This is a genomic window from Mycobacterium sp. OAE908 (assembly GCF_017872775.1).
GTDB lineage: Bacteria > Actinomycetota > Actinomycetes > Mycobacteriales > Mycobacteriaceae > Mycobacterium.
The window spans coordinates 204,529-228,582 of record NZ_JAGGJL010000001.1 but is presented as its reverse complement, the minus strand read 5'-3'; the positions used below and the strand labels follow the sequence as shown (position 1 = coordinate 228,582).

22 protein-coding genes are annotated in these 24,054 nt (G+C 66.7%); 15 read left to right on the top strand and 7 right to left on the bottom strand.

Going from position 1 to position 24,054, the window contains the following annotated elements; all coding sequences use genetic code 11:
* Positions 1-42: 42 nt before the first annotated feature.
* Positions 43-1,068, top strand: a complete 1,026-nt coding sequence (locus J3E61_RS01050; protein ID WP_210082289.1) for a zinc-dependent alcohol dehydrogenase family protein — start codon at positions 43-45, stop codon at positions 1,066-1,068.
* A gap of 37 nt (positions 1,069-1,105) precedes the next feature.
* The gene (locus J3E61_RS01045; protein ID WP_210082288.1) at positions 1,106-2,227 is read left to right on the top strand and encodes an alpha/beta hydrolase; all 1,122 of its coding nucleotides are present in this window, start codon (positions 1,106-1,108) and stop codon (positions 2,225-2,227) included.
* A 9-nt stretch (positions 2,228-2,236) separates the two neighbouring features.
* Here the strand turns inward: J3E61_RS01045 and J3E61_RS01040 are convergent, their stop codons facing one another.
* The 3 genes from J3E61_RS01040 to J3E61_RS01030 all read right to left on the bottom strand — a co-directional run bounded on the left by J3E61_RS01040 (position 2,237) and on the right by J3E61_RS01030 (position 4,076).
* The gene (locus J3E61_RS01040; RefSeq protein WP_210082287.1) at positions 2,237-2,656 is read right to left on the bottom strand and encodes a cupin domain-containing protein; all 420 of its coding nucleotides are present in this window, start codon (positions 2,654-2,656) and stop codon (positions 2,237-2,239) included.
* 38 nt (positions 2,657-2,694) lie between these two features.
* Positions 2,695-3,468 (bottom strand): glucose 1-dehydrogenase, encoded by a 774-nt coding sequence (locus J3E61_RS01035; RefSeq protein ID WP_192726697.1) that lies wholly within the window; start codon positions 3,466-3,468, stop codon positions 2,695-2,697.
* A gap of 71 nt (positions 3,469-3,539) precedes the next feature.
* Positions 3,540-4,076: an NUDIX hydrolase gene (locus J3E61_RS01030; protein WP_210082286.1), complete on the bottom strand. Its 537-nt coding sequence runs from the start codon at positions 4,074-4,076 to the stop codon at positions 3,540-3,542.
* A gap of 41 nt (positions 4,077-4,117) precedes the next feature.
* Between J3E61_RS01030 and J3E61_RS01025 the strand changes: the two genes are divergently transcribed.
* The 3 genes from J3E61_RS01025 (at position 4,118) to J3E61_RS01015 (ending at position 6,592) form a co-directional block, all read left to right on the top strand.
* Complete coding sequence (locus J3E61_RS01025; RefSeq protein ID WP_210082285.1) at positions 4,118-5,536, top strand: acyl-CoA synthetase; 1,419 nt, start codon at positions 4,118-4,120, stop codon at positions 5,534-5,536.
* Between the two features lie 49 nt (positions 5,537-5,585).
* Positions 5,586-5,936: a VOC family protein gene (locus J3E61_RS01020; RefSeq protein ID WP_210082284.1), complete on the top strand. Its 351-nt coding sequence runs from the start codon at positions 5,586-5,588 to the stop codon at positions 5,934-5,936.
* A 98-nt stretch (positions 5,937-6,034) separates the two neighbouring features.
* Positions 6,035-6,592, top strand: coding sequence for a M15 family metallopeptidase (locus J3E61_RS01015; protein ID WP_210082283.1), 558 nt, complete (start codon positions 6,035-6,037; stop codon positions 6,590-6,592).
* Here the strand turns inward: J3E61_RS01015 and J3E61_RS01010 are convergent.
* Positions 6,589-7,767, bottom strand: a complete 1,179-nt coding sequence (locus tag J3E61_RS01010) for an MFS transporter (protein ID WP_210082282.1) — start codon at positions 7,765-7,767, stop codon at positions 6,589-6,591. The two genes, J3E61_RS01015 and J3E61_RS01010, sit on opposite strands and share 4 nt — an antisense overlap.
* A gap of 52 nt (positions 7,768-7,819) precedes the next feature.
* Between J3E61_RS01010 and J3E61_RS01005 the strand changes: the two genes are divergently transcribed.
* Positions 7,820-9,013, top strand: coding sequence for an ROK family transcriptional regulator (locus J3E61_RS01005; protein WP_210082281.1), 1,194 nt, complete (start codon positions 7,820-7,822; stop codon positions 9,011-9,013).
* Here the strand turns inward: J3E61_RS01005 and J3E61_RS01000 are convergent.
* On the bottom strand, positions 9,010-10,293 hold the full coding sequence (locus J3E61_RS01000) for a glycosyl transferase (RefSeq protein WP_210082280.1): 1,284 nt from the start codon (positions 10,291-10,293) through the stop codon (positions 9,010-9,012). The genes J3E61_RS01005 and J3E61_RS01000 overlap by 4 nt on opposite strands.
* A 123-nt stretch (positions 10,294-10,416) precedes the next feature.
* Complete coding sequence (dapD, locus tag J3E61_RS00995) at positions 10,417-11,361, bottom strand: 2,3,4,5-tetrahydropyridine-2,6-dicarboxylate N-succinyltransferase (RefSeq protein ID WP_192726689.1); 945 nt, start codon at positions 11,359-11,361, stop codon at positions 10,417-10,419.
* Positions 11,362-11,395: 34 nt separating this feature from the next.
* On the opposite strand from dapD, the gene J3E61_RS00990 reads away from it, so the two are divergent.
* The 4 genes from J3E61_RS00990 (at position 11,396) to J3E61_RS00975 (ending at position 16,034) form a co-directional block, all read left to right on the top strand.
* Positions 11,396-12,463: a succinyl-diaminopimelate desuccinylase gene (locus tag J3E61_RS00990; protein WP_210082279.1), complete on the top strand. Its 1,068-nt coding sequence runs from the start codon at positions 11,396-11,398 to the stop codon at positions 12,461-12,463.
* A 77-nt stretch (positions 12,464-12,540) separates the two neighbouring features.
* Positions 12,541-14,151, top strand: a complete 1,611-nt coding sequence (locus J3E61_RS00985) for an ABC-F family ATP-binding cassette domain-containing protein (RefSeq protein ID WP_210082278.1) — start codon at positions 12,541-12,543, stop codon at positions 14,149-14,151.
* Between the two features lie 39 nt (positions 14,152-14,190).
* Positions 14,191-15,327: a hypothetical protein gene (locus J3E61_RS00980; protein WP_210082277.1), complete on the top strand. Its 1,137-nt coding sequence runs from the start codon at positions 14,191-14,193 to the stop codon at positions 15,325-15,327.
* Between the two features lie 5 nt (positions 15,328-15,332).
* On the top strand, positions 15,333-16,034 hold the full coding sequence (locus J3E61_RS00975) for a hypothetical protein (protein WP_210082276.1): 702 nt from the start codon (positions 15,333-15,335) through the stop codon (positions 16,032-16,034).
* Here J3E61_RS00975 and J3E61_RS00970 read toward each other — a convergent pair.
* Positions 16,031-18,100 (bottom strand): AAA family ATPase, encoded by a 2,070-nt coding sequence (locus tag J3E61_RS00970; protein ID WP_210082275.1) that lies wholly within the window; start codon positions 18,098-18,100, stop codon positions 16,031-16,033. The two genes, J3E61_RS00975 and J3E61_RS00970, sit on opposite strands and share 4 nt — an antisense overlap.
* A 29-nt stretch (positions 18,101-18,129) precedes the next feature.
* On the opposite strand from J3E61_RS00970, the gene J3E61_RS00965 reads away from it, so the two are divergent.
* The 5 genes from J3E61_RS00965 to J3E61_RS00945 all read left to right on the top strand — a co-directional run bounded on the left by J3E61_RS00965 (position 18,130) and on the right by J3E61_RS00945 (position 24,023).
* Positions 18,130-18,690, top strand: a complete 561-nt coding sequence (locus tag J3E61_RS00965; RefSeq protein WP_192726683.1) for a TIGR00730 family Rossman fold protein — start codon at positions 18,130-18,132, stop codon at positions 18,688-18,690.
* 52 nt (positions 18,691-18,742) lie between these two features.
* The gene (gene fadD6 / locus J3E61_RS00960; RefSeq protein WP_210082274.1) at positions 18,743-20,554 is read left to right on the top strand and encodes a long-chain-acyl-CoA synthetase FadD6; all 1,812 of its coding nucleotides are present in this window, start codon (positions 18,743-18,745) and stop codon (positions 20,552-20,554) included.
* Between the two features lie 72 nt (positions 20,555-20,626).
* The gene (gene folP, locus J3E61_RS00955; RefSeq protein ID WP_192726999.1) at positions 20,627-21,502 is read left to right on the top strand and encodes a dihydropteroate synthase; all 876 of its coding nucleotides are present in this window, start codon (positions 20,627-20,629) and stop codon (positions 21,500-21,502) included.
* Entirely contained in the window at positions 21,499-22,449 is a 951-nt protein-coding gene (locus J3E61_RS00950; RefSeq protein WP_192726681.1) for a glucosyl-3-phosphoglycerate synthase, read from the top strand. The genes folP and J3E61_RS00950 overlap by 4 nt, the downstream gene beginning before the upstream one ends.
* A 65-nt stretch (positions 22,450-22,514) precedes the next feature.
* Entirely contained in the window at positions 22,515-24,023 is a 1,509-nt protein-coding gene (locus J3E61_RS00945; protein ID WP_210082273.1) for an adenylate/guanylate cyclase domain-containing protein, read from the top strand.
* The last annotated feature ends 31 nt before the right edge of the window (positions 24,024-24,054 follow it).

Here is a 24,054-nt window from a genome sequence, read left to right as displayed (position 1 = left end):
GAGTTCTCTGGTCATCGTCAGTTCGATTGGTAGGAGGTCTTGATGCGTGGTGTCGTGATGTATGCCCCCGGCGATGTAAGGGTCGAGGACGTCGAGGAACCCCAGCTTCTGAAGCCGACCGACGCGATCATCCGGCTTTCGGCCACCTGCATCTGCGGGTCGGACCTCTGGCCGTACCGCGGCGCCGACGACGTCACCGAGCCGTTCCATATGGGCCATGAGTACGTCGGCATCGTCGACGAGGTCGGCGACGCGGTCACCACGGTCAAGCCAGGCCAGTTCGTCGTCGGCTCGTTCTTCGCGTCGGACAACACTTGCGAGATCTGTCAGGCCGGCTACCAGACGTCGTGCGTCAACCGCGAGGTGCTCGGCACCACGGGTCGGGCTCAGGCACAGCGGATGCGAGTGCCGCTGGCCGACGGCACGCTCGTGGCCACGCCTGACGTTCCATCCGAAGATCTGGTGCCCAGCTTCCTGGCTGCCTCCGACGTGCTCGGTACCGGGTGGTTCGGTGCGGTCGCGGCCGCTGCCGGTCCGGGTAAGACGGTGGCGGTCGTCGGCGACGGTGCGGTCGGCCTGATGGCGGTGCTTGCCGCTAAACAACTTGGTGCAGAACGGATCATCGCGATGAGCCGGCACGAGCCGAGGCAGCGGCTCGCGGTGGAATTCGGGGCCACCGACATCGTCACAGAGCGTGGCGAAGAGGGTGTGGCCAAGGTCAAGGAGTTGACCAATGGACTGGGCGCGCATTCTGTCGTGGAAGCAGTCGGTACTCCACAGTCGATGGCGCAGGCGATGGGCACGGCCCGGCCTGGCGGTCATATCGGCTACGTCGGTGTGCTGCACGACGTCGAGATCAACGGCGACGACCTCTTCATGTCTCACGTCCACCTCCACGGTGGCCCAGCCCCGGTACGCCGCTTCCTCCCCGAGCTGATCGACCTGATCTGGAATCGAAAGATCAATCCAGGCAAGGTCTTTGACCTCGAACTACCCATTGACCAGGCAGCCGAGGGCTACCGGGCGATGGACGAACGTGAAGCCATCAAGGTGCTGCTGCGGCCTTGAGCCCCGCGCACCCAACTCATAGCAAGGAGTCTCGAGAATGAACACGACCACGCGACGCGACGTGATCCGCCGGTTCGGCGCCGGTGCCGCTTTGCTCGGTGTAATCACCGCTTCGGGCTGCGCTCCGTCCGACCGCAATGCCACCTCGGCGCCGTCGGCAACCCGGGCGACGCCGAGCCTGGCCGCGGGGGACCGGTCCAACGGTGCCGACAACTTCTATACGAGCGACCGCGTGGACGTTCAGAAGGTGTCTTTCAAGAACCAGTACGGCATGAAGGTGGCGGGAAACCTCTTCGTCCCGAAGGATCTGAACCGCAACGCGAAGAATGCAGCGATGGTCGTCGGACATCCGATGGGGGCCGTCAAAGAGCAGAGCGCGAACCTGTATGCCACCAAGTTGGCCGAGCGGGGGTTCGTGACGATGTCCCTTGATATGTCGTTCTGGGGCGAGAGCGATGGTCAGCCGCGCAACGCCGTGTCACCGGACATCTATGCCGAAGACTTCAGCGCCGCAGTCGATTTCCTGCGTACCCAGTCATTTGTCGATAGAGAGCGGATCGGTGCACTCGGAATCTGCGGCAGCGGCAGCTTCGTGGTCAGTGCCGCAAAGATCGATCCGCGTATCAAGGCCGTCGCCACCGTCAACATGTACGACATGGGCGCCGCCAACCGTGACGGGCTGCGACACTCGCAGACCGTCGAACAGCGCAAGCAAGCGATCGCAGCGGCCGCCGAGCAGCGCGACGTGGAATTTGCAGGCGGGGCAACGCAATACACGAGCGGCACCGTGCACGAACTGACACCCGAGTCGACACCGGTTGAACGCGAGTTCTACGACTTCTACCGCACCTCTCGCGGTGCGTACACCCCACCGGGCACGACGGATCAGTTCACCACGCACCCGACGCTCACCAGCAATGTGAAGTTCATGAACTTCTATCCGTTCGAAGACATCGAGACGATCTCGCCGCGGCCGATGCTCTTCATCGCAGGCGAGAACGCGCATTCCAGGGAGTTCAGCGAAGAGGCCTACCGCCGCGCCGGTCAGCCCAAGGAATTGGTGATCATCGCCGGCGCCGGTCACGTGGATCTGTACGACCGGGTCAATCTGATCCCGTTCGACAAGCTGACGACGTTCTTCAAGACCAGTCTGAGGTGACCTTCGCCGTCAACTCAGGTACTGGTCGTCGGTGACGTGCTCGAGCCAGTCGACGGGCTTGCCGTCGACGCTGTCCTGAATCGCGATGTGGGTCATCGTGTTTGAGTCGGTGGCGCCGTGCCAGTGTTTGACCCCGGGTGGTGTCCAGATCACGTCACCGGGTTTGATCGCCTGCTTCTCGCCGCCCCACTGCTGGATCCAGCCGGCCCCCGTTGTCACGATGAGCGTCTGTCCGGCGGGGTGGGTGTGCCAGGCGGTGCGAGCGCACGGCGTGAAGGTCACTTCTGCTGAGCTGAAGGTCCGCACGGCGTTTGGACCGAACAGCGGCTTGACGCTGACATCGCCCGTGAAGGTGTCGGCGGGTCCCGCAGTGGCGGGCCGTGATTCGTGGGACGAGATTTCCATGGTGTCGTCGGATTGCACGGTCATCCTTTCCAGCAGTCTCGATTGGAATCGGTTGTTCCCTGTCAGCGTGCGGTGTAACCGCCGTCGACGGGCAGCGCGACGCCGACGACAAAGCTGGCGCCGGCGCTACAGAGCCAGAGGACGGCGGCGGCAACCTCACTGGCTTCGCCGAGGCGGTTGATCGGCTGGTTGGCGATGGCTTCGGCTGGGTCCAGTTCCCCATTGTCGATCATCTCGGTGACCATCGGGGTCGCGATGGTGCCAGGGCATACCGCGTTGATCCGGATGCCGCGTGGCGCGTACTCCAGCGCCGCGCTGCTGGTCAGACCGAGTACGCCGTGCTTGGACGCGTGATAAGCCGCGCGACCGGGAAGGCCGACAAGCCCGCCGAGGGAGGAACAGTTGACGATTGCGCCGCTGCCTTGCACACGCATCTGTGCCAATTCGTGTTTCATACAGGCCCATACGCCACGAAGGTTGATGGCGTTGACTCGGTCGAACACCTCGGCTGCCTCGTCAGCGGCATCGCATGGCGGCACCTGAATTCCGGCGTTGTTGAACGCCATGTCGATTCGGCCGAACGTCTCGACGGCGGCGTGCACCGCACCGGCGACACTCGCCTCGTCGCGAACATCGCACTCGACAGCGAGCACTTCGTGCCCAGCCTCACTCAACGTGTCGGCGGCGGCTTTCAACGTCACGGGGTCGATATCGGCCATCACGACCGCTGCGCCGGCTTCGGCGAACGCTTGAGCGGTGGCCAGACCCATACCGGAGCCCGCGCCGGTGACCAAGGCCGCCTGACCGCTGAAGTCGTAGGAAGGGTTTGAAGTCATGCCATCGACGTAAGCCGCTTTCCTCCGGATGAGGGAGTCCCTACCGAAACGTGTACCGACAGTGCATCCCGCTAACGTCCTGCCAGCAACAGCAATGCCCAGGCGGCAATGGTCTGGGCGTCGGTGATCGCACCGTCGCGGATCATGCCCTCCAGCTGCGTTCGGGAGAACCACTCGCTGTGCATGTCCTGCTCTTCGTGCTCACGGTCGTGGTCACCTTCGGTCAAGCCGGTCGCGAGGAAGACCCGGCCGCGCTGGCTGCTCATCCCTGGCGCGACGTCGAGCACGCCGAGGAACTCCATCGACGTGGCCCGAAGCCCGGTCTCCTCGCGCAGCTCGCGGTAGGCCAGCTCGATCGGATCCGATTCCTCGTGGCCGGGCGCGGTGCCCTGGGGAAACTCCCATCGCCGCATGCCAAGCGGATACCGAAACTGCTCGACCAGGTGAAAACGGTCGCCGTCTTGGGGGATCACCAGTGCATAGGTCGGTTTTTCGATCACCGAATAGATGCCGGTCGTACCGTCGGGCCGCCGGATCTCGTCTTCGCGAAGCGTCAGCCAGTTGTTCCGGTACACCTCACGCGAGCCCACTCGATGGATCTGGTTCACGCGCTCAGTATCGCCGAGCGCCGAATGGGTAACCTCACCTCGTGCTCTTGGCCTCGCTGGACCCTTCTGCTGTCGCCGGCGGCGCCGATGTCGGCGACGCCGTGCGCATTGACGGCGCCACACTCAGCCGCAGCGATCTCGTCGGCGCCGCAACGTCGGTGGCTGAGCGGGTGGCCAATGCCGATCGCGTGGCCGTGCTGGCGACTCCGACAGCCGCGACGGTGTTGGCCGTCGCAGGCTGCCTCATCGCGGGTGTGCCCGTCATCCCGGTGCCCGCGGACGTCGGCGCGGTCGAACGTCGGCACATCCTCTCCGACTCCGGCGCACAGGCCTGGCTCGGCGAGAAGCCCGACGAGACCGACGGTCTGCCGCACATCCCGGTGCGCGTGCACGCGCGGTCGTGGCATCGCTACCCGGAGCCGCATCCGGACGCGACCGCGTTGATCATCTACACGTCGGGCACCACCGGTCCGCCCAAGGGCGTGGTGGTGAGCAGGCGCGCGGTCGCCGCCGACATCGACATGCTCGCCGAGGCGTGGCAGTGGACGCCGGATGACACGCTCGTGCATGGGCTGCCGCTGTACCACGTGCACGGCCTGGTACTCGGGTTGCTCGGATCGCTGCGGATCGGAAATCGCTTCGTGCACACGGGAAAACCATCGCCTTCGGCGTATGCGGCGGCGGGCGGTTCGATGTACTTCGGGGTGCCGACGGTATGGACGCGCGTCGTCGGCGATGAATCTGCCGCGCGCGCTCTGTCGTCGGCGCGACTGCTGGTGTCGGGCAGCGCGCCGCTTCCGGTGCCGGTCTTCGACAAGCTGGCCGGGCTGACCGGGCATCAGCCGGTGGAACGCTACGGTTCAACCGAGTCGCTGATCACGCTGTCCACCCGCGCCGACGGTGAGCGCAGGCCCGGTTCGGTGGGACTGCCGCTGGTCGGCGTGCAGACGCGGTTGGTGGACGATGACGGCGCCACCCTGGCACACGACGGCGAAAGCATTGGGCGACTACAGATTCAGAGCCCGACGTTATTCGATGGTTACCTCAACCGGCCGGACGCCACCGCCGAGGCGTTCGACGGTGACTGGTACCGCACCGGCGACGTCGCGGTGATCGATGACGCCGGCATGCACCGCATCGTCGGCCGCGAATCCGTCGACCTGATAAAGACCGGCGGCTTCCGCGTCGGTGCAGGCGAGATCGAAACCGTGTTGCTCGGCCACCCCGGCGTTTCCGAGGCGGCCGTCATCGGCGCACCCGACGACGATCTCGGCCAGCGCATCGTCGCGTTCGTCGTCGGCGACGCCGACCCGCAAGTCCTGACCGACTTTGTGGCCGAACAACTTTCGGTCCACAAGCGACCACGGGAGGTGCGGCGGGTGGAGAGTCTGCCGCGCAATGCGATGGGCAAGGTGCTGAAGAAGGAGTTGACCGGGTGGCCCGAAGACGAACGCGAGTGAGGATCGCAGCGAGGAACGAGCGAGGACCGGAGCGAGCGAGAGTCGAGAAATGAGTCTGACGTTCGACGAGATCTGCATCGACGCCCATGACGCCAACGCGCTGGGCGCGTGGTGGTCGGAGGTGCTGGGTTGGGAGCATCACGTCGACAAGGACGGCGATGTGGTTCTCGAGGCCCCGCCCGGCGCCGGACCGAACTGGCTGTTCATCGCGGTGCCCGACGACAAGGTGGTCAAGAATCGCATTCACCTCGACTTTCGACCCGACGATCAGCAGGCCGAGGTCGACCGCGTGATCGGTTTGGGCGCCAAGCATGTCGACATCGGTCAAGGCGAGCAGACGTGGGTGGTGCTCGCCGACCCGGAGGGCAACGAGTTCTGCATCCTCGCGGCCAAAGATTGATGGCGCCAGAACTACCGCTACCGCCGCTACTACCGCGAGTGTGCGCGTCTGCACGCCGACACGCCGCATTTCGCGTGCATGCTGCGCACGCTCGTCGGTTGTTGAGCGCGACAGCGTTGCTCATCAGCGGCTGCGCCACAGTCGTCTCCCTCGAGCCCGTGTCCACCACCGAACCGACCCCTGCTCCGGTACCGCTGACCATCGGTCCCGCGGCCACCGACACCTACGGCGGATGGATTCCCGACGGCCAGACTCTGAGCCCATTCGACCTGTCGAATCCGGCGGTGGCGCAACTCGACCCGGCTCTGCTCAAGGCGGTTCAGGACGCAGCGAACGCCGCCAAGCAGCAGGGCATCGACCTACGAATCAATTCGGGTTGGCGCTCGGTCGGCTTCCAACAGCGACTGTTCGACGACGCCGTGCGTAGCTACGGCAGCGTCGACATCGCAAGACAGTTCGTCGCATCGCCTGAAGTGTCGAAACATGTTGTGGGTCAAGCGGTTGACATCGCTCCCGTCGACGCCGACAAATGGCTGATCCGCTATGGCGCCCAGTTCGGCCTGTGCCAGATCTACGCCAACGAACTGTGGCACTTCGAGCTTGCGGTCGACCCGCAGGGCAACTGTCCGCCGTTGCGGCCCAACGCGGCAGGTTAAGCCCTAGCGGGAAATGCCTTGCGAGACAGCATGACTATCGCCAGGCCGACACCGATCAGCGCTGCACCGGCCCATGGCAACGACGACAGCCCGGCTACTTGCAGCAGACCCGCGCCGATGGCCGACCCGCCTGCGATACCCGCGTTGGCCGTCGCATTCACCCAGGCGCCCGCCAACTCCGGCGACACCGCGTGCGTGCGCACCGCACACGCCTGGTAGATCGAGGGCAACCCACCGAACGCACCGTTCCAGACGGCCGTCGCGACGATCACCGCGACCAGAGACGGCCATGTGCCGCCGAGGACGACGACGGCGCCGATCACTATCGTCAGCACGATCACGGCGGCTCGCCTGGGGCTGCGGTCGAGATGTCTGCCTACCCACCACAGCGAGATCAGCCCACATGCACCGCACGCCAACAGAATTGGGCCGACGAACGCAGGACTGACGCCGCTGGACAGCAACAGCACGCTGACGAAGGTGTACACCGTGAACTGCCCGAGGAACGAGAACATATTGGACACGGAGACCGCCGTGAGTGCGCGGCGACCCGCCCGGATGGAACCACCAGAGCCCGGCTCGTGAGTCACGCTCGGCAGCAATCTAGTCACGAGCACGAACGTCACGATCGATAGCGCAGCCAACAGGCCGAAGGACACCCGCCAACCCGCCGCGGTACCGACCGATGTCGTCAACGGCACGCCCAGCACCATGCCCGCCGACGCGCCGCCGCCCGCCAACGCGAGTGCGCGGCCGACGTGTCCGCGCGAAACCAATCGCGGTGCGTATCCGATCATCAACGAGAAGAACAGCGCGTGGGTCATGCCGCCGACCGCGCGCCCGACTGCGACAACGGTGAATTCCGGCGCGACGGCGACGAGCGCGTTGCTCAGCGCGTAGCCGAGTACCGTCGTCAGCAGCAGTGGCTTGCGGCCGAACCGGGAGGTGGCCAGGGTCAACGGCACCGCGAGCGTCGCGACCATCACCGCGTACAGGCTCACCAGCAGGCCCGTGACGGAATCGGACACCCTGAAACTGGCGCCGACGTCGGGTAACAGGCCCACCATCGATACCTCGGTCGTCACTGCCAGGAACGACGCCAATGCGAGCGACAGCAGCCCGGGCAGGCTGTCGCGAAGGCCACGTGCCGGAACGCGCTCGACTGCCAGGGTCATGTTCCCGAATATACTCGGCGTCCGAGCATATTCAAGTGGGATACTACCGGCGATGGCACACGAGCAGCGGCAAGCCGCACATGCGCGCTGGTTGAGCGCCGCTCAACTCATCGGGGTGGTGCGGTCCGAGCCGGGCATCACACGAGCTGCTGCTGCGCAGCGCCTCGGCATTGGGAGCGGCGGTGCCACCGAGTTGCTTGCGCGGATGCGGCAAGCTCGACTGCTCGACGAAAGTCCCGCCCCCGCGCGGGGCCGCGGCAGACCTACGACGGTGCTGGGCCCGCATGCCGATGGTCCGCTGGTCCTCGCGGTCGATCTGCGCGCCGCCGATTGGCGGCTGGCTGTTGCGGGTCTTGACGGCGTGCCACAGGTCGTCGGCCAGGCCGGCTATGTGAGCGGGAATTCTGACGACGTGCTCACGCCTATCGCAAGGGAGATCGCGGCGTTCTACCGGCGGAAGTCAAAGCGGCTGAGAGCAATAGCGGTGTCGGCCGCAGGCCCCATCAGCGGAGCCAGGCTGGGTCAGTTCACCCCGCGAGGCTGGAATGACGTCGACGTTTCGGTGCTGACCAAAAAGATCCCCGAGCGCGCCGGCATCCACCTGCTCCTGGGTAACGACGCCACGCTGGCGGGATTGGCCGAAGCCCGCACTGGCGCAGCCCGTTCGGCCGCGACCACGCTGTATTTGATGGTCGCCGAAGGTATCGGCGGCACGCTGGTGGTCAATGGCGAGCCGCTCACCGGCCTTCACGGCGCAGCGGGTGAATACGGCCACGTGCCGTTCGGAGATCACGCGCTCGTCTGTCCGTGCGGCGCCCGCGGCTGCTGGGATCTCACCGTCGACGGGCGCGCCCTTGCCAGGTACCTCGGCGATGCGCCACCCGATGATGCGGTCGTGTACGTACATGACGTGGTCGGCCGGCCCACTCGAGACAAGAAGACCCAGAAGGCTTTTGAAGCCGTCGCGGCATCACTGGGCGCGGGTATCGGTGCGTTCGTCAATGTGCACGACCCTGAGGTCGTCACCCTGGGTGGCGTTGCGGCGATGCTGCGAGCGGCCGCGCCGCAAGCCTTCGATGACGCGTACCGCGACGGACTGATGGCCTTCCGCAAGAGCTCTCCGCCGCCGGTGCGCGATGCGGAGCACGGCGAGGACGGTCCCCTTCACGGTGCCGTCGCCCTCGCGTTGGATCGCATCACCACGCCGGTAGGGTTAGCGGAATGGTTTGAGCGGCAACGCGATTAACCGCGGACTACGTTTTCGATCAGGTCCGCGGCGCGCACCCGGCCCGGTGAACCCTTCAACCGCTTGGCCGCCGCAGCCAGGCGCGCCGCCAATTGCCGATCGCCGCTGAGTCGGTCAATCGTGTCATGTAGCTCGCCATCGGTGAACTCGTACGTGGAAAGCCGTACGCCGTAACCGCATTCGTCGATTCGCTGTGCATTGTCGTATTGATCCCAGAACAGCGGCAGCACAATCGTCGGGACCCCGAACGTGAACGCCTCGCCGACAGTGTTGTTGCCGCCGTGGGTGATCATCACGTCACACTGCGGCACGATCGCGGTCTGTGGGACGAATTGCTCACCCCACATCCGGTCGCCGAGCCTGAGCTGGTCATGCAGCGGGCCCATCGAGACGATCACCCGGTGCGGCGTCCGGTCGAGCGAATCGATCACCCGTTGCATCAACGGCACATCCATGCAGCCGAGGCTGCCCAGCGACAGGTAAACGAGCTTGCCGTCATTGCCTACCTTTTCGGATACGTCGAAGGCGCCATCGGAGTTGCGGGTCGAGGTGTCGATGCGGTGCCACGTGGATCCCAGCGGGCGTGACCGCTGATAATCGAGTTCGGCCGGATACATGTAGAGGTTGAGATACGGTGACTGGTACTGGAATTCGCCGTCGGGCAACGGTGGTGCGCCGCACTGCTGATGAAACGCCGACGCCCGTTCGACAAGCGGATCGGTCAGCCTGCGGTACTCGACCCGGAATTCGTCCCACCCGCTGCGGTCGCGTGAGGAGTAGCCGGAGAACACCGGCGGGATGTCGGGGTCGGTGATCTCGAGCGGGTTGGCCGATACCACACGAATCCACGGGCAGCCGGCCAACGACACCGACGGGAAACTGGCCACGCAGTCGTGCACGATCGCATTCGGCCTCAGTTCGGCCCAGATCTCGGTGAGTCTGTCGTGTGAATACTCGGCGCCGTCGACGAATTCGGCCCAGATGGGCGCCGTGACGGTCTCCAGTTGTTCGATCGTCGGCCTGCGAAACTGCGGTGACGTCTCGCGAACGAACTCCGCCCACCCTCCGCCGACAATCTCCGAGCCCTCCGGCAGCGGGGGAGCCATCCGCATCAGCCGCTCTTCGAAGCCACGCTTGCTGAGCTCACCGTCGAATGACTCCTCTACGACGAAGACCGTCCGGATGCCCCGCTCCCGCAGGTGATTTCCGAGAGCGACGAGGTTGTTCGTCGGCCCCCACGCGCCGGGTTCCGGAAACAATGCGACCGTCGGCTGGTTCATGATCGCAACTTACGCCGTCATCGCACGCTCGGCGCGCGACGAACGTGCGCAAAATGCACGCAAATTGCGGCGTGTCGTTGTGCAGACACGCACGCTCGCGGTAGTTAGCGGGAGTTCGGGTGGTTAGTTCTGGTGCAGGGCTTCGTTGAGCGTGATGCCGGTACCGTCGCGCCTGACGACCTCGACCGCACCGGACAGCGAATTGCGCCGGAACAGCAGATTGCTGGCGCCGGACAGCTCGCGGGCCTTGACGGTCTCACCGTCGCCGGTGATCACCTTGGTCCCGGCGGTCACATAAAGCCCGGCCTCGACGACGCAGTCGTCGCCCAGCGATATGCCCAGCCCGGCGTTGGCGCCGAGCAGGCAGCGCTTGCCGACCGAGATGACCTCGGTGCCGCCGCCGGACAGCGTGCCCATGATCGACGCGCCGCCGCCGACGTCGGAGCCGTCGCCCACGACCACGCCCCCCGAAATACGGCCCTCGACCATCGAGCTGCCCAGCGTGCCGGCGTTGAAGTTGACGAAGCCCTCATGCATGACCGTCGTGCCGGACGCCAGGTGCGCACCCAGTCGCACGCGGTCGGCGTCGGCGATCCGCACGCCGGCGGGCACCACGTAATCGACCATTCGCGGGAACTTGTCGATGCCGTAGACGGTGACCGGTCCCCGACGACGCAGGCGCGCCCGCACCACTTCGAAGCCCGCCACCGCACACGGGCCGTAGTTGGTCCATACGACGTTGGTGAGCACGCCGAAGAAACCGTCGGCGTTCAGCCCGTGTGGTGCGACCAGCCGATGCGAAAGCAGATGCAACCGCAGGTAGGCGTCATACGCGTCGGTGGCCTTGTCGTCCAGCGACGCGATCGTGGTGCGCACCGCGACCGTCTCGACGTCACGGTCGTCGTCGCGGCCGGTCAACTCCGCCAGCTCGGGCGGCACTTCGGCGACTGACAGTCGCACGGTGCCCGTGGGGCCGTCGCCGCCGAGTTCGGGCGAAGGGAACCAGGTGTCGAGGACGGATCCGTCGGCGGCGATGGTCGCCAGGCCGACGCCTGCTGCAGATGTCACGGTCCAAAACCGTACTCGACTAACCTCAAGCGGTGTGGGCCTGGACTTACGCGGCGATCCGATCGCCCTGACCGCGGCGCTGGTCGACATTCCCAGCGAATCGCGGCAGGAACGGCGCATCGCCGACGAGATCGAGGCCGCGCTGCGCGAGCAAACCGAGAACTTCGAGGTCATCCGCAACGGTGACGCCGTGCTGGCCCGCACGAACCTGGGGTTGCCGTCGCGGGTGCTGCTCGCCGGCCACACCGACACCGTGCCTGCCGCGGACAACCTGCCAAGCAGGCTTGCCGGCGGCGAGCTGCACGGCTGCGGCACCTCGGACATGAAGTCCGGCGACGCGGTGTTCCTTCACCTGGCCGCGACCGTCGCCGACCCCGCACACGACATCACGCTGGTGATGTACGACTGCGAGGAGATCGAGTCGGCCGCCAACGGTCTCGGTCGTATCGAACGTGAGCTGCCCGACTGGCTGCACGCCGACGTCGCGATTCTCGGCGAGCCGTCGGGCGGCTTCATCGAAGCCGGCTGCCAGGGCACGCTGCGGGTGGTCGTCCGCGCCGCGGGCACCCGGGCCCATTCCGCGCGATCCTGGTTGGGCGACAACGCGATTCACAAACTCGGCGACGTGTTGGCCCGCTTGAAGGCCTATCAGGCCCGCGACGTCGACATCGACGGGTGCGTCTACCGCGAGGGGCTGTCAGCGGTGCGGATCGACGGCGGCATCGCAGGCAACGTCATCCCCGACGCGGCATCGGTGACCGTGAACTTCCGCTTCGCCCCCGACCGCAGCGTCGAGCAGGCGCTGCGGCACGTTCACGAAGTTCTCGACGGGCTCGATGTGGAGATCGAAATGACCGACTCCGCCGCAGGCGCACTTCCCGGGCTGACGAAACCCGCGGCCGCCGCACTCGTCGACGCGGCAGGCGGCCAGGTGCGCGCCAAGTACGGCTGGACCGACGTCGCACGCTTTGCAGCGCTTGGCATTCCGGCAGTCAACTACGGACCGGGCGATCCCAACCTTGCGCACCGCGCCGACGAGCGCGTCGAGGTGGCCGCGATCACCGCGGCCACCGACATGTTGCGCAGATACTTAACCGCTTGACGGGGTGGCTACCCTGGATCACATGCGGTGAGACCCGGACTTCGTTCCCAGTCGTCTATCCACGAGAGCTCTCTCGCATGTCTATTACCTGTTCGAATCTGTCATTTTCGTGGCCCGATGAAACGCCGCTGTTCACCGACCTGTCGTTCACCATCGGCGACGGCCGCACCGGGCTCGTCGCACCCAACGGCGCGGGAAAGAGCACGCTGCTCAAGCTGATTGCCGGCGAATACCGCCCCACCGCAGGCACGATCACCGTCGACGGTGCCATCGGATACCTGCCACAGACGCTGCCGTTCGTCGCGGACCGAAGCGTGGCCGACGTGCTCGGTGTGGCCGAGATCCTGGATGCGCTAGAGGCGTTGGAGGCGGGCGACGCCGGCGACGATGTCTTCGCCACCATTGGCGACGAGTGGGACATCGAAGAGCGCACGCGAGCCCAACTCGATCGTCTTGGCTTGGGCCACATCGGCTTTGACCGCCGGCTCGGGTCGCTGTCCGGGGGTGAGGTGGTTTCTCTTGGTCTGGCCGCACAGTTGCTCAACCGGCCAGAGGTGTTGCTGCTCGACGAGCCGACCAACAACCTTGACGTCGATGCGCGTCACCGACTCTACGACGCGCTCGACGACTACGCGGGCGCTCTGCTGCTCGTCAGCCACGACCGTGTGCTGCTCGACCGGATGGACCGCATCGCCGAGCTGTATCGCGGTGAAATGTTGTTCTACGGAGGCAATTTCACCTCCTACCGGCAGACCGTCGCTGAGACGCAACAGGCCGCCGAGGCCAACCTGCGCAACGCCGAGCAGCAACTGAAACGCGAAAAGCGTCAACGGCAGGAGGCCCGCGAGCGCGCAGCCCGCCGATCGAGCACCGCGGCCCGAAACATCAAGGACGCCGGCCTGCCGAAGATCGTCGCGGGAGCGATGAAGCGCAGCGCCCAGGAGTCGGCCGGTCGCTCCGATGACGTACACGAGAAACGGGTGAACCAGGCGCGGGCACAGCTCGACGACGCCGAGCGCGCTCTTCGCGACGACGACACCATCGTGCTCGATCTGCCGGGAACCAATGTGCCGGCGGGGCGCACCGTGTTTCGCGCGGAGGGGATTCGCCTCTGCCGTGGCGACCGAAAGCTGTTCGCCGACAACGGCATCGAGCTGAGCATCCGCGGCCCCGAACGCATCGCCTTGACGGGCGCCAACGGCGCGGGCAAGTCGACGCTACTGCGCGTCATCAGCGGCGACGTCCAGCCGGACGCGGGTACGGTGCAGCGCGCCGACGGCCGGGTCGCGTACCTCTCGCAGCGGCTGGATCTGCTCGACCCGAATGACACCGTCGCGCAGAGTCTGGCCGCGTACGCGCCAAGCCTGACCCACACCCGCCGCATGCATCTGCTGGCTCAGTTCCTGTTCACCGGCAGTCGAATTCATTTGCCGGTCGCGGCGCTGTCGGGCGGTGAACGGCTGCGTGCCACGTTGGCCTGCGTGCTGTATGCCGAGCCGGCGCCGCAGTTACTGCTGCTCGACGAGCCGACGAACAACCTGGACCTCGCCAGCGTCGCCCAGCTCGAGGCTGCGCTCAACGCCTATGAAGGTGCATTCCTTGTCGTCAGTCACGACGAACGGTTTCTCGCCGACATCGGAATCGAGCGTCGGCTCCGGCTCTCGGAGGGCCGGTTGGAGCCGATTTAGCGGACCGGCAGCTACCGCGGGCACGGTAAATTTGTGGTCATGCCGATCCCACCCGACCAGAGCCCCTACGGGTCGCAGACGGTGATGGGTCCTGGCTGGCCGAACGTCGACGAGGACATGCTGGCCGCCGCGGCCGCAAAGTTCGAGGCGCTGGCCGCCAAGATCACCGGCTCGATCGTGCCCCAGCAGCAGAGCCAGCTGATGAAGCTGTCCGACGTCTGGGAGGGCGCAGGATCGCTGGCCGCCACGGGTGAGGCCACGACGATCATCGGCGGCCACGAGGCCAACGCCGCTCACGCCGCAGCCGTCGCGGGCAAGCTGCGCGCCATGGAAGCCACCGTCGTCAAGGCGAAGATGTTGGCCAACGCGATCGCCCAAGAAGTCCAGCACGAATGCGAGGCGCTCTCGGCGATGCCCTTCAGCAACACTCAGGAGCTGGTGCAGGGCCGCATCAAGATGGGGCTGTCGCAGAACATCGCCAACATGACCGCCCACACGACCGAACTGGCCAACACGCTCGGCGTGCCCCCGAGCATTCCTCTCGCCGGCGTCGCTCCGTCCGTGCCTGGGGAAAAGCAAGCCAAGGACACCACTGAAGAGGCCGCGAAACAAGCCGGTGGCGGGTCCCAGCAGGCGATGCAGATGATGAGCCAGATGGGATCGATGGCGACTCAGCTCCCGATGCAACTCGGGCAGGCGGTCATGGCCGTGCCTCAGCAGATGGGCCAGCAGTTGCAACAGTTGGCGCAGCCGCTGCAACAGTTGACCTCGATGTTCGGCTCCGGCGGTAAGGCCGATTCGCTTGGCGCCGCGGGCATGCCGTTCTCCTCGTTCTCCAACCATCCGCTGGCAGGTGGCTCCGGTGCGGGCGGCGGGTCGGGCCTGACGAAGGCGGCGTCGCTGCCCGGTGCAGGCGGAAGTCCGCTGCAGACGCCGCAGATGGCCAATCTCGTCGGCACCAAGTCGGTGAGCACAGCACCGCAGGAGGGCGCGGCAGCGGGAACCACTGCCACCGGCGGCGTCGCCCCGGCGGCCGCCGGTGTCGGTATGGGCGGTATGGGCGGCATGGGCATGATGGGCCATCGCGGCGAAAGTGGCGGCACCGCAGCAAGTTTGGCGATGCCCCCGCCGCTCGAATACGACCTTGCCGAGGACGATGTCGACGATGATTGGTGAGGTAAATGACTGACCCGCTCCGAAAACCAGACGGCCTGAGTTGGGATCCGGCGGCGGTTGAGCTGCCCGACATCCCGATGATCCCCGCCGGGCAGGACGCGCTGAGCGCGACGATCTCGGCCGTGCTTCCGACACTGGCCGCCCCGCTGGCGGCGAATGTCGCGACGCTGCAGGCCAAAGAGGGCATGTTCGCCGGCAAGCTCGGCGTCGCGCAGGCGGCGTACCAAGGTTCCGACGACGCGGGCTCGCAATCCGTCGGCCAGGTGGTCGGCATGCTCGGGCAACTCGGCCAGCAAGCCGGCCAGATGGGACAGATGGCCGGCGCGCCCGGGCAGATGCTCGGCGGTCAGACCGGCATGTTCGGGCAGCTGATGCAGCAGGCCATGCAGGGTGCGAAAGCCGGTGGCGGCGGCGCTTTCGGAGGCTCGTTCGGCGGTCAGGAGGGCGGCGGGGCCGGCGGTGTAGCCGGCGGTGCGGCCCCGCCGACCCCGGCGGGTGCGGGCGGGCCAACGCCGACGCGCGACGATGCCGTCGACGCCAAAGACGACCGACCAACCCAGCACGAGCCTCAGCGCGAGGAACGCGAACCGTTGCACCGCGCCGAGACCAACGACCACGCCGCGGCCGGACCCTCAGAACACGGCCCGGCGCCGGTGAAGTCGCCCGAGCACCAAACTCACCGTGAGGATCTCGGCCGCAACCTCTAGCAGCGATCGGCCTGCGCTGCCGCCCCGGCGGCGGCGCGCTTCATCCCTATCGAGTCCAGGCGGGCTGATATCTCGTTGAGCGCCGCCGCGTCGCGTGCAGTCACCGCTCTGGCATAGTCGAGCGCCAAACCGCCTAGCACACAGTCGATTTCGCCGGTGATCCGTGCGATGGCGTCGGCCGCGCGCAGGTCGCCGAGCCGCGCGGCGTCGAAGTGGGCCCGCAGTGCGATCGCCCATTGGCCGCCGCGCTCGGCCGCTTTGGCAGCGTCGCGCGCGGCCGCGACCGCCCCGTGCTCGTCGCGTCGGGCGAACAACGTCCACGCCCGCGCCAACGCCAGCTCCGGCGCGAACAACATCGACTTCAAGCCATGTCGAGACTCGGCCCGCGACAAGATCTTTCCCGCCTCGACGGTCTCGCCGAGCTGACCGAGCGCCTGCGCCAACAACATCCACGCAAGCGGGCCCCACGAATACCCCGTCGGCGCCAAGGCAGCAGCGGCCTCCCGCAGCAGCGACACCGCCGACTCCAGTTCGCCCTTGGCGATCAGCACGTCGGCCACCAACACCTCACCGATCGCGCGGCCCGGCTGCTGCATCTGCGCGAAGTCGGTGAGCTGCTGGCTCAGTGCCTGCGCACGATCCAGTTCCCCGGCCATCACCAACGCCGTCGTCTGCCCGAACCCGCTGGTGAACCGCAGCAGACCCGGATGTCCGGCGGCGATCGCGCGCTCGGCCAGCGCGTCGACCTCACCGAAGCGGCCCATCCGCGCCGAGCTCAAAGCCGCTGCGGCCGCCGCCCATCCGACTGCGGTGTCGTCGGCGGCAGGCGAGGCCAGCACCTCGTCGGCGATCTGCTTGGCGCGGCTGGGACTGCCCGCGTTCATCGCGAACGTCGCCGACAGCGCGTCGAGAGTCGTCTGCGCCTCCGGCGTCGACACCCGGCCCCGGGTGGTCTGCAGAAATGCGGTCGCCCGCTCCGGTTCGCTCAGCATCCAGAACTGATTGGCCGCGCGGGGCAGCGCCCACGCCATCAGCTCGGTCTCCGACAGCGTCGCCGGGTCCACGTCGGCCAGCACGGCATCGGCGTCCATGCCGTTGCCCTGCCAGGCCAGCGCATAGGCCAACGTCAGCCGAACCGACAACTCCGGAGACCGGGCGACCGCTTCGCGGCCCAGGTGCTCGCTGAGCTCGAGGTCACCGAGCCGCAGCGCGTCCTCGGCCGCAGCGGCCAGGTCAGCGACCGGCTGCGGGCTGTCGCTGTCGAGCGCAAGCATCGCGAACCGCAGCCGATCAACGACACCTCTCGATGGCGTCAGCGCGTTCACCACCTCGGTGCGCACGCGACGCAGCTCGGGTCCGCCCATCGCATCGCGAACCGCGTCGACGAACAGCGGATGCGCCGGCCGCACGACTTCTCCCTCGATGACGATCGCGCCCGCCGCCTCCGCGGCGTCGAGATCGCCTGCAAGCGCCGAGATGTCCGCGACCGCCAGTGGGTCGGCGACGGCCAGATACTCCAGTACCCGGTGGGCCGGCTCCGGCAGCGCCGCGACGAATTGTTCGACAAGCGTGGCCTGTCTGCTGTCGTCGTGTCCGGGGGGCTCGATGTCTACCCTCGCGAGCAGGTCATCACGCCACAAGGCCGAGACCTCGTCAGCGACAGCACCATTCGGAGCGACGGTGACGATCAGCTTCACCGCGCCACTGACCGCCAACTGGTAGACGAGCGCGGCGGACAGCTTGTCCAGCAGATGCGCATCGTCGACGATCAGCAGCCTGCCGTCACTCAGCGACTGCCGTGCCGCCGACAGCACGGCCGCCGTCTTGCCCGTGTCGGGCACGTCGATCAGGTGGTTGAACGCGGCGAACGGGACAGCGGGCGCCGTGCCGATGATCCAGTCGATGCGGTCGAATTGCGACGCCGACCGGTCTGCCGCCGCGCGGGCCAACCACGTCTTGCCGACACCGGCGGAACCGATGAGCACCACGCCGGCCTGCTCACGAAGACCCGTCTCGATCGATTCCAGTGCCGGTTCGGTCGGCGTGGTCACCCACTCAACAGGCACCGCCGGAGACTATCGCTAGCGTTGTCCGCGTGTCCCAAGAACCCGATCGTCAATGGGCGGTCTGTGTGTACTGCGCGTCCGGTCCGACGCATCCCGACCTGTTGGCCTTGGCCGCCGAGGTAGGAGAAGCGGTCGCCGATCGCGGCTGGACGTTGGTGTCCGGCGGCGGCAACGTCTCGGCCATGGGTGCGCTGGCGAGCGCGGCGCGCGCCCGCGGCGGCCGAACCGTCGGCGTCATCCCGAAGGCGCTGGTCCACCGGGAGGTGGCCGACACCGAGGCCGACGAACTCGTCGTCACCGACACCATGCGTGAACGCAAGCAGATCATGGAGGACCGCGCCGACGCGTTCATCGCGCTGCCCGGCGGCATCGGCACCCTCGAGGAATTCTTCGAGGCCTGGACAGCGGGCTATTTGGGTATGCATGACAAGCCGGTGGTCATGCTCGATCCGATCGGGCATTACGACGGGCTGCTGGCCTGGCTGCACGGGCTGGTCGACAGCGGTTATGTCGCCGAAGGTGCGCTGGATCGGCTGGTTGTGGTGAACGACGTGGGCGCTGCGATGGCGGCGTGCGCGCCGACCCGGTGACAACGGTCACTAGGGTGTGCGACAACAAAACAGTGGAGGGGACGTATCGCCCATGAGCGACCAGAAGTCGGGGACTCGCAGCAGCGTCGGGCTGCTCGACATCGCCAGCCAAGTGCCGGGTCTGTTGATGGACCTACCGACCATCTTGAGCGGTGTGGTCACCGGCTTCGGGGCCCGCCCCACCGCCAAGACCTCGATCGGCCGAGTGTTCCAGGAACGTGCCGCCCGCTACGGCGACAAGGTGTTTCTGCGGTTCGAGGACCGCGACATCACCTACCGGGAGGCCAACGAGACGGCCAACCGATACGCCGCGGTGCTGGCCGCCCGCGGTGTCGGCCACGGCGACGTCGTCGGCATCATGCTGCGCAACTCGCCCGAACCTGTACTTCTGATGCTTGCCGCGGTCAAGTGCGGCGCGATCTCCGGCATGCTGAATTACCACCAGCGCGGTGACGTCCTCAAGCACAGCCTGGGGCTGCTGTCGGCCAAAGTGATCGTCGCCGACCCCGAATTCGCCGACCCGATTCACGAATGTGGCGCCGACACCGAAGGTCTCGTGACACTCGACGAGTTCGACCGTCTCGCCGAAACGGCGCCGACCGGGAACCCGGCCACGGCATCGGCCGTCCTCGCCAAGGACAAGGCGTTCTACATCTTCACGTCGGGCACCACCGGCATGCCGAAAGCCAGTGTGATGACCCACTATCGGTGGCTGCGCGCGCTCGCGGGTTTCGGTGGCCTGGGAATGCGGTTGAACAGCAACGACACCCTGTACTGCTGTCTGCCGCTCTACCACAACAACGCGCTGACGGTCGCGCTGTCGGCAGTCCTCAACGGCGGATCGACGCTGGCGCTGGGTAAGTCGTTCTCGGCGTCGAAGTTCTGGGACGACATCATCCGCTACAAGGCGACCGCGTTCGTCTACATCGGTGAGATCTGCGCCTATCTGCTCAACCAGCCGGAGAAGGACACCGACCGCAAGCACAAGGTTCGGGTCATCGCGGGAAACGGTCTGCGCCCGGCGATTTGGGACGAGTTCACCAACCGGTTCGGAATCGACCGGGTGTGTGAGTTCTACGCCGCCAGTGAGGGCAACACGGCGTTCGTCAACGTGCTCAACGTCGACAAGACCACAGGCATCTGCCCGACGCCGGTGGCGTTCGTCGAATACGACTCGGAGACAGGCGATCCGGTGCGCGACGACAAAGGCCGCGTCAAGAAGGTCCGCAATGGCGAACCCGGTCTGCTGCTGTCGAAGGTCAGCAGCTTCCAGCCGTTCGACGGCTACACCGACAAGGACGAGTCCGAGAAGAAGCTGGTGCGCAACGCCTTCAAGGAGGGCGATGTGTGGTTCAACACCGGCGATCTGATGCGCTCGCAGGGCTTCGGGCATGCGGCGTTCACCGACCGGCTCGGCGACACGTTCCGGTGGAAGGGGGAGAACGTCGCCACCACCGAGGTGGAGGCTGCGATCTCCACCGACCCGCAGGTCGAGGAGGCGACGGTGTTCGGCGTCGAGGTCGAGGGCGCAGGCGGGAAAGCGGGCATGGCGGCAATCCAGCTCAAGGAGGGCGAGGAGTTCGACGGCAAGGCGCTGGCGAAGGCGGCCTACGAGCGGCTGCCCGGCTATGCGGTGCCGTTGTTCGTCCGCGTCGTCAAGGAACTGGCGCACACGTCGACGTTCAAGAGCCAGAAGGTCGACCTCCGCAAGGAGGGATACGGCGGCAACACCGGCGAGGGCGACGAAGAGGCCGACAAGATCGAGGATCCGATCTACGTGCTGGCAGGCCGCGACGAGGGTTACGTCGAGTTCTACGACGAATACCCCAAAGAGGTCGCCGACGGAAAGAAGCCCAAGAACTAGCGATTTCGGTGCGCTAATCCACGCTGAGCGACGGTGAGCGCGCCGAAATCACAGGCCCGTAGCCTGGAAGGCGTGTTGTCGACGTTCCTGGGCCGTCCGGTGGCAGGCGATCGCGCCTTGATCATGGCGATCGTCAACCGCACCCCGGACTCGTTCTACGACCGCGGCGCCACGTTCACCGACGAGGCGGCCAAGGCTGCGGCGCACCGGGTGATCGAAGAAGGCGCCGACGTCGTCGATGTGGGCGGCGTCAAGGCAGGGCCAGGCGGGCCCGTCGAGATCGACGAGGAGATCGCCCGCGTCGTGCCGTTCATAGAGTGGCTGCGCGACACCTTCCCCAACCAGCTGATCAGCGTCGACACCTGGCGCTCCGAGGTGGCAAAGCAGGCCTGCGCGGCAGGTGCTGACCTGATCAACGACACTTGGGGCGGCCACGACCAGGCGCTGCCGGAGGTCGCAGCGGAGTTCAACGCCGGCCTGGTGTGCTCGCACACCGGCGGTGCGACGCCACGCACCCGGCCGTTCCGCGTCAACTACGGCATCACCGAACGCGGCGTCGTCGACGACGTGATCGCGGAGGTGACCGCTGCCGCCGAGCGCGCGGTGGCCGCCGGGGTGGCCAAAGACGCCGTGCTAATCGACCCGACCCACGATTTCGGCAAGAACACTTATCACGGTCTTAGTTTGTTGCGCCAGGTGAAAGAGCTTGTAAAAACTGGATGGCCGGTCCTGATGGCGCTGAGCAACAAGGATTTCGTCGGGGAAACTCTGGGTGTGGGTCTGACCGAACGCCTGGAGGGCACCCTGGCCGCGACCGCGCTGGCCGCGGCGGACGGGGCTGCCATGTTCCGCGTGCACGAAGTCGGTCCCACACGGCGCGTACTGGAAATGGTCGCGTCGATTCAGGGCGTGCGTCCGCCCACGCGCACGGTTAGGGGACTGGCATGACACTCACACCAGAACTGCCGGGAACGGATGTCGTCACCGGCAGATGGTTGACCGACCACAGTTGGAACCGGCCGTCGTGGACCATCGACGAACTGGTGGCCGCCAAGCGCGGACGCACCATCTCGGTGGTGCTGCCCGCCCTCAACGAGGAAGACACCGTCGGCAGCGTCGTCGAGACCATCACCCCGCTGCTGGGCGGGCTGGTCGACGAGCTGATAGTGCTCGATTCCGGCTCCACCGACGACACCGAGATCAGGGCCGTCGCGGCCGGTGCGCGGGTGGTCAGCCGCGAGGTCGCGCTGCCCGAAGTCGAGCCGCAGCCCGGCAAGGGTGAGGTGCTGTGGCGGTCGCTGGCCGCTACCACCGGCGACATCATCGTGTTCGTCGACTCCGATCTGATCGACCCCGACCCGATGTTCGTGCCCAAGCTGCTCGGCCCGCTGCTGACCACGGACGGCGTTCATCTGGTCAAGGGTTTCTACCGCAGGCCGCTGAAGGTGAGCGGCAGCGAGGACGCCAACGGCGGCGGCCGGGTCACCGAGCTTGTCGCGCGCCCGCTGCTGGCGTCGCTTCGGCCGGAGTTGAGCTGCCTGCTGCAGCCCCTTGGCGGTGAATACGCGGGCACTCGCGAGCTGCTGACGTCGGTGCCGTTCGCCCCTGGCTACGGCGTGGAGATCGGGCTGTTGATCGACACCTACGACCGCCTCGGCCTGGACGCGATCGCGCAGGTCAACTTGGGCGTACGTACCCATCGCAACCGGCCGCTGACCGAACTCGCGTCGATGAGTCGCCAGGTCATCGCCACCCTGCTGTCGCGCTGCGGCGTGCCGGACTCAGGCGTCGCGCTGACGCAGTTCTTCGCCGACGGCGACGACTACACGCCGCGGACTTCGTCGGTATCGCTGGCCGACCGCCCGCCGATGATCACGCTGCGCCCACGCGGCTAATTGACCTGACCGCCTCGGCGGCGGAGGATCAGCGTTTATGTGGGGGAAGCACAGGCGGTAGCGACGTGACGGTCGACGTCGAGTACGCCCGTCGGGGGGACATCTGCATCGCCTACCAGGCGATCGGTGATGGTCCCGTCGACATCATCTTTGGTGCGGGTCTGGTGTCGCACCTGGATCTCATGTGGGCCGATCCGTATGCGACCGACTTCCTTCGCCGGTTGTCGTCTATGGGGCGCCTGCTGCTTTTCGACAAGCCCGGCACCGGCCTTTCCGATCCGGTGGCGGGCGTTCCGACGGTGCAACAGCGCGCGGACGACTTTCTCGCGGTGCTCGATGCCGCCGATTCCAAGCGCGCTGTGGTCATCGGGAATTCAGAGGCAGCCACACCGGCGATGCTGCTCGCCGCGACGCACCCTGAGCGTGTCGAGGCGCTGATTTCGATGTGTGGTGTGCCTCGGGTCGTGCCGGGAAAGGATTACCTCCCAGGCAGTGAGGCCCGATTTGATCGGCTGTGGGCGAATATGCGCCATTGCAGCGAACATTGGGGCGACGGTGCTTTTTTCCACACGCTGTCCCCGTATGCGCGAGAGAGCGCCGTGTATCGCAGGTTGGCCCCGAATGTGGAGCGTGCCTGCGCGAGCCCCGGCATGGCGCGGGTGATCATCAATTCGTATTGGGACTACGACGTCACGGGCGCAACCGACGCCGTCGACGTGCCGACGCTGGTGATCCACCGAACCGACGACATCATGCCAATCGAGGGCGCGCGGTGGGCCGCTGATGCGATCGCCGGCGCGAAGATGCTTGAACTGCCGGGGGACGAGCACATGTGCTTCTTCAACGGCGACGACATCCTCGCCGGTATCGAAGAGTTCATCGGCGGCAGGGCACCCCGCGGGCCCATCTCACGCAAGCTCGTCACCGTGCTCTACACCGATATCGTGGGCTCAACCGCGCGGGCGGTGGCCATGGGTGACGAGACGTGGTCGACGCTTTTGGGCGTGCACCATGGCGCGGTGCGGGATGCAGTCGAACGTCACGACGGCACGCTCATCAAGACGATGGGCGACGGCGTACTCGCCACCTTCGATCGGCCGACACTCGCGGTCCGGTGCGCGCTGACGATCTCGCGGCATGCCAGCGATGAAGGTGTCGAAGTGCGGGCCGGCGTGCACGCGGGCGAATGCGAGGTCACCAACGATGACATCAGCGGCGTCGCCGCCCACATCGGGTCTCGCATCATGGCACTGGCCGGCCCGGGCGAGGTCTTGGTGTCTGCGACCGTGCGGGACCTGGTGTTCGGCTCGGGCGTCGAATTCGAAGAGCGCGGCGAGCACGAATTGAAGGGCGTGCCCGGCAGATGGGCGGTGCATTCCGTGGTCGCCGACCGCCGCGAGGATCAGCGGCCTGCCGCCCAGGCCACCCCCGAGCAGGCGGCGCTGACCCCGTCGCCGGTCGCGACGATGAAGCCGGCGGATCGGGCGTTGGTCCAGGTGGCGAACCGGGCGCCCAAGCTGAGTCGGCTCACGCTGCGCACGCTCAGCCGCCGTCCCCGCTCGAAACCGGCCTGATCCGGCGACCGGTTTGTCAGGCCCGTCGGGC

Bases quoted from the DNA above. Each gene is read 5' to 3' on its own strand.
- J3E61_RS01005 (WP_210082281.1), top strand. From the start codon at position 7,820: ATGGCACACGAGCAGCGGCAAGCCGCACATGCGCGCTGGTTGAGCGCC.
- J3E61_RS01020 (WP_210082284.1), top strand. From the start codon at position 5,586: ATGAGTCTGACGTTCGACGAGATCTGCATCGACGCCCATGACGCCAAC.
- J3E61_RS01040 (WP_210082287.1), bottom strand. From the start codon at position 2,656: ATGACCGTGCAATCCGACGACACCATGGAAATCTCGTCCCACGAATCA.
- J3E61_RS00985 (WP_210082278.1), top strand. From the start codon at position 12,541: ATGTCTATTACCTGTTCGAATCTGTCATTTTCGTGGCCCGATGAAACG.
- J3E61_RS00980 (WP_210082277.1), top strand. From the start codon at position 14,191: ATGCCGATCCCACCCGACCAGAGCCCCTACGGGTCGCAGACGGTGATG.
- fadD6 (WP_210082274.1), top strand. From the start codon at position 18,743: ATGAGCGACCAGAAGTCGGGGACTCGCAGCAGCGTCGGGCTGCTCGAC.
- J3E61_RS01010 (WP_210082282.1), bottom strand. From the start codon at position 7,767: ATGACCCTGGCAGTCGAGCGCGTTCCGGCACGTGGCCTTCGCGACAGC.
- J3E61_RS01000 (WP_210082280.1), bottom strand. From the start codon at position 10,293: ATGAACCAGCCGACGGTCGCATTGTTTCCGGAACCCGGCGCGTGGGGG.
- J3E61_RS01045 (WP_210082288.1), top strand. From the start codon at position 1,106: ATGAACACGACCACGCGACGCGACGTGATCCGCCGGTTCGGCGCCGGT.
- J3E61_RS01050 (WP_210082289.1), top strand. From the start codon at position 43: ATGCGTGGTGTCGTGATGTATGCCCCCGGCGATGTAAGGGTCGAGGAC.
- J3E61_RS00975 (WP_210082276.1), top strand. From the start codon at position 15,333: ATGACTGACCCGCTCCGAAAACCAGACGGCCTGAGTTGGGATCCGGCG.
- J3E61_RS01035 (WP_192726697.1), bottom strand. From the start codon at position 3,468: ATGACTTCAAACCCTTCCTACGACTTCAGCGGTCAGGCGGCCTTGGTC.
- J3E61_RS00950 (WP_192726681.1), top strand. From the start codon at position 21,499: ATGACACTCACACCAGAACTGCCGGGAACGGATGTCGTCACCGGCAGA.